This is a genomic window from Neorhizobium sp. P12A, from assembly GCF_008365395.1.
GTDB lineage: Bacteria > Pseudomonadota > Alphaproteobacteria > Rhizobiales > Rhizobiaceae > Rhizobium.
Genome location: NZ_QOVX01000057.1, coordinates 1 through 4,463, shown reverse-complemented (window position 1 = coordinate 4,463; position 4,463 = coordinate 1). Strand labels below are relative to the sequence as shown.

Annotated in this window: 6 protein-coding genes; 2 read left to right on the top strand and 4 right to left on the bottom strand. The window is 55.3% G+C overall.

Going from position 1 to position 4,463, the window contains the following annotated elements:
* Both DTW90_RS36770 and DTW90_RS36765 read right to left on the bottom strand, forming a co-directional pair.
* Positions 1-214: transposase (locus DTW90_RS36770; RefSeq protein ID WP_188080195.1), on the bottom strand; the 214-nt coding region annotated here is incomplete at its 3' end.
* Positions 215-249: 35 nt separating this feature from the next.
* Positions 250-429, bottom strand: a complete 180-nt coding sequence (locus DTW90_RS36765) for a hypothetical protein (RefSeq protein WP_132528523.1) — start codon at positions 427-429, stop codon at positions 250-252.
* 106 nt (positions 430-535) lie between these two features.
* Between DTW90_RS36765 and DTW90_RS36760 the strand changes: the two genes are divergently transcribed.
* Together DTW90_RS36760 and DTW90_RS36755 are read left to right on the top strand one after the other, a co-directional pair.
* Positions 536-919, top strand: a complete 384-nt coding sequence (locus tag DTW90_RS36760) for a YbhB/YbcL family Raf kinase inhibitor-like protein (RefSeq protein ID WP_132528522.1) — start codon at positions 536-538, stop codon at positions 917-919.
* 301 nt (positions 920-1,220) lie between these two features.
* A complete protein-coding gene (locus tag DTW90_RS36755; RefSeq protein ID WP_132528521.1) occupies positions 1,221-1,556 on the top strand; it encodes a hypothetical protein in 336 nt (111 codons plus the stop codon).
* A 118-nt stretch (positions 1,557-1,674) separates the two neighbouring features.
* Here the strand turns inward: DTW90_RS36755 and DTW90_RS38135 are convergent, their stop codons facing one another.
* Both DTW90_RS38135 and DTW90_RS36745 read right to left on the bottom strand, forming a co-directional pair.
* The gene (locus DTW90_RS38135; RefSeq protein ID WP_281026236.1) at positions 1,675-1,809 is read right to left on the bottom strand and encodes a hypothetical protein; all 135 of its coding nucleotides are present in this window, start codon (positions 1,807-1,809) and stop codon (positions 1,675-1,677) included.
* A 1,112-nt stretch (positions 1,810-2,921) separates the two neighbouring features.
* Positions 2,922-3,197, bottom strand: a complete 276-nt coding sequence (locus DTW90_RS36745) for a hypothetical protein (protein ID WP_132528519.1) — start codon at positions 3,195-3,197, stop codon at positions 2,922-2,924.
* Between the last annotated feature and the right edge of the window lie 1,266 nt (positions 3,198-4,463).

Here is a 4,463-nt window from a genome sequence, read left to right as displayed (position 1 = left end):
TCAGCGCAGTCTCAATCGCAAGATCGGAGTAGCGCGGCTGGCCGCCACGCGTCGTCCGCTTCGGCGCCTGCCAGGACGACAGTGCCTCCGGCGTCATCCAAAGCGTCAAACTTCCGCGCCGACAAAGGCCTGCCTCGTATTCCGCCCAGTTCGTGACCTTGAACTTCATCTTGCCAATGCGATGGCGGCGGGAGGCATTGTGCTTGAAAGGCATTGTGACGAGGACCGGTTATTGCGATTGCCGATCACCTACGACAATGCCATTAACGATCCGCGCACCAACGCCCAGCGGAACCGCTGATTGATGGCGTTTCCCTCCGGCGGCATCTTGTCGAGATCGATCTCAACCATGCGATCACAGCGCGTGCAGGCGACGACATAGCGTAGGTTCATGGCCTTCATGCCGGCCCATGTGGAATTGTCGACCATGGGCGATGAAGAGAGCGACGAACGGGGGGAGTCAAGCCTTCCGTCGCATTGACAATGCGATCGCCATGGGATTTCTCTTCAACCGTTGATGTTTGGGGAGTGATTTATGCGACGATCTTTTTTACTTCTGGGTGCGTTTGCACTTCTGTCTGCCTGCACTTCAGTTCCGAATGACGCCGCCCCGCTGTCGGTGTCATTCACGTTCTCGCCGTCCGATCGGTGCGGTGAGACAAGCCCAGCGATTTCTGTCGCCGGAGCTCCGGCCGGAACGGCGAGCTATAAGGTTTCGATGAGCGATCGGGATGCTCCTGGCTTCAACCATGGCGGCGGAACCGTTGCAGCGAATGGCGGTACGATCCCGCGCGGTGCGCTGAAGTCGTTCACGGGGCCTTGCCCGCCAACCGGCAAGCATACCTACGACATCACAGTCCTGGCGCTGGATGCCGGCGGGAAAGTGCTTGCCGCGGGGAAAGCAAGTCAGCTTTTCTGAAGACGCTTAAATCGAAGATCTGCAATGAAACCCGGCGATGAGCTGGGTTTTTTCATGCCCGAAAGCAGGGTGAAATTGATTGTTGTCCCCAAAACCGAGATCAAAATGAATGTGACCAAGCTTATGTCGGACCAGGTATCTGGATTCGGATCCAGCACCGCTTCGGTCCACGGATGACGGAATGGTTCCTCGCGGGGCATACCACGATGTGGGGAATGGTCCTGGTGATGAACAAGGATCTCTTCGACCAGGCCGCGTGGACCGGCTTCAAAGCCCTGTTTGGGGAGAGCGAAGGGTGGGGGTGATCTCACTTCCAGACACCGAAGTGATCTCGCATGTACTCGACGCATTTCCGGTTTGCTTCCATGCGTCGAGCTCCATCGATCGTCGCCTCAGCGGCCTTCCGCTGGATTGCCCCCTGGGGCACGACACGCTGACAAAGCCGTCAATCGACCCTGCCAACCCGCAACCGCTTGAAAACCCGTTCTTCCGCAATTTGCTTTTCGAGTTGCTTTTCGAGATCTTTTGGTTCTCGCTCTGGCTCTATGACGCGCCATTCGCGCTCAAGTCGTTCGAACACGTGAAACGGTATCATAGCTTGCCGCATTGGCTCCTCCTGGTTGCGTCGCGCAGATAAGCCAGGATCGTGGCGCATTGCAACTGAAACTCAGGATGAAGGTAAGAAATTAACCTTAAACCGCCGCGTACCATTTCGGCCGAAATTTGCTGCCAAGGCTAGGCTCAGGAGTGTGGGGTTACTCGCCGCCACGCTCGAACAAAGGCGCGAGATGGCCGTAGCGCCAGCTTCTATAAGTCATCCTGATCACACGCGGTGCGAAGATCGCAGCAGCGATGGCGGTAAGGGCTACGGACAAGGCGATCCTGGGCATTGCGGTCAACTCTTTAATTGAAGCCCTAAAAGTATCTCACATTTCAGGAAAAACTGTGACAGTAATTTAGGAACGTCTCAATCATCCAAGGATGTGGGTGACCGCTGCCAATCGGTAAAGCTTCCCCCGTGGGCAGCGGTCTGACCTCGCCAAGATCGAGGCCGCTGTCGTAGATATGCGCCCTGCGAATTTTTCAAGGGCGGGGGGCCGTTCGAACCTTAGGTCGCTGGAGCCATCGAGACTCTGCGCGCTCAACGGACTGGGCTTCAGAAGGCGCACAGAGATTCGCGTTTGCGATGAACAAGCAACCTGGTTCTGGGTTCACCTCTACCACGGCGTATGAGGATGACCCATGGACAATCCAAAAGTTGCGACGGTAAAAGTTCGGCTTCCTGGCGAGGGTGCTTATCGCGAGTTGACATCAATAGTGGACTTGGCTGACGCCTTGATGAAAGAATGGCCTTTCGAAGGATCCTCTCCGGCTCGATATAGGGCTCGGGTCAAGTGCCTTGATGCTATGAATGGGCTTTGCGGGCCGGAAGATGCCAGGACCGCCTTTATAGCTGCATGTCGTGAGGCAGGTATCGACTTTGTCTCCGGATGGTCTGTCTGCTTAAAACGGCGATCCGAATTTTAACGTCTTTCAGAAGGCCTGAGCTTACACCGGGATTTTGATGGTTGCGGTAAAGCCGCTGCAGGCAAATACCACGCTGCCACCCAGATGGTGAGTGGTGGTATAATTTCCCTTAGATAACTAATTTCTGCATATCTGGGACGCTAATGCGGCCGAATCAAATTTCGATCATTGCAGGAGAATTTGGATGGACGGTACAAGTCGTGGAAAATGGCTTTGTTACCGAGCAAACCTTCACGTTTGAGAAGCATGCGTAGCGGCAATCTAAGTGAGATTCGTCTCATCCTGATCGCCGCGCTATAAGAAGCATGCGATGGCTTGGGCAAGCGGTCAGCAGATCCGGCTTGAACTACATGAAATCGACCATCAGGAGAATACAGAGCGGTCCACATCACCCCGCCATCCTAATGACAGGCCGTAGGAGGGGGTTCTGTCCAGCATCGATCGGCAGCTGGTACCAGCGGCCAGGATCTGACGGCTAATCTCGGGGAACATCCTTATAAGGCTGGTCTTGCGGATATTCTTCTTTGTTGGGGCCTTCGAATATGCTCGGATTTAATCTGAGCGTGCTACCTTCGAGACCTTTGATCTTGACCATGATCCGCCACGGGTTTTCGTCCGAAAATCGCAGGTAATAGGTGTGGATCACACCATCGTCGTCCTCAAAACCTTCCTCATAATGCAACTGACCGAGCTCTTCGACCGTGATTCCTAGTTCCCTCGCAATTAGTTCCCTATTCTGGTCGACAAACATTGCTTTTCTCTCATTAAACGGCTCTGGGGCGGTCCCGGCTGTTACAGTCTAGCGGCGTGAAGCGTCGAGGAGGCTGGCTTAAAGCGGCTTATCGCCGTGCTCAGCGGATTCTTCGGGTCGATGGTGAGCCAGGCACTCGGTGAATGCTGGTGGAAACAAGGGCACCTGGCTCTGCTTACATGGGGACATAAGCAAAGAATCAAATCGCCTTCGGCCGGAAAGTTCCCGACAGATCCGGGTCTTTTTATGGTTGTCTGTTGCAATCTTAGGTGCCATTCGGGCCGCATGTCCGATCCGATCCAGAGCGCTTTTGCAATCTCGACGGCAGCCCAGCACAGGCCGAGGTCCCAACCAATAGGGTAGCGATCATTAGGACTCTGGCGGCAATGGAAAGAAAGGGCGCCGACCGCAGTTGAGGCCCCCCGGCGCTGCAGTCGGCTTAGATCGGGCTTGGACCGATCCCACACTAATAACTGCAGATGCCTGCTACTGTTCCCGCCGAGAGGCCAGGGGCGAGCCAGGCGATTTCGGATTTGGGGGCTGGGGCGATAGCACCTGGCTCTTCTCACTGTGGGAGTGAGCGATGAATCAAATCTTCGGCGGGAAGGAAAGTTCCCTCGCCATCACCACTGATGTCGCGAAAAAAGGCCGCTGCCGCAACGCATCTTGCCCGAGGCAGCAGCCCTACTCTTGATCCCTCTCGATAGAACAAAAATAGGTTTGGCGCGCCTGACCGGACATTGCCCGTTCGGGTTAGGGGACCTTGGTCTGAAGGTGCTGAAGCCGGCAGTAAGCGACTTTCGAACTGGGGAGATCGCTCCCGAGAAAAGTCCGGCGGAAGTGGAAGGGGTGAGCCAGGCACTCGCGGTGATGCTGGTGGAAACAAGGGCGCCTGGCTCTGCTTACATGGGGACATAAGCCGCAGCTAAATCGCCAGCGGCTGTGAAAGTTCCCAACCGACTCGACTCTTTAACCGTTCTCTGTTGCAATCCGGGACATGGCAAAAGTCCCGCGTAAGCCATCTCAACCTCTTCTTCGCGATACGGACGTGCCGCTGCGCAGTAGCGGCAGAATATCCATGGTAAGAGGATGGCGCGCTTCGTTTGATCTCCAAGACTTAGGTCTCTCTGCCTGTCCCATCTCAGAGCCTGACCGAAAAAGAGTTGAGTGATTTCAGTAGGATGTGATTCCGTCGGATTTGTTCAAGATTCGAAGGAGTTCACGATGGCCTGGACCGAAACCACTCGGCGGCAATATGTTCGTAAA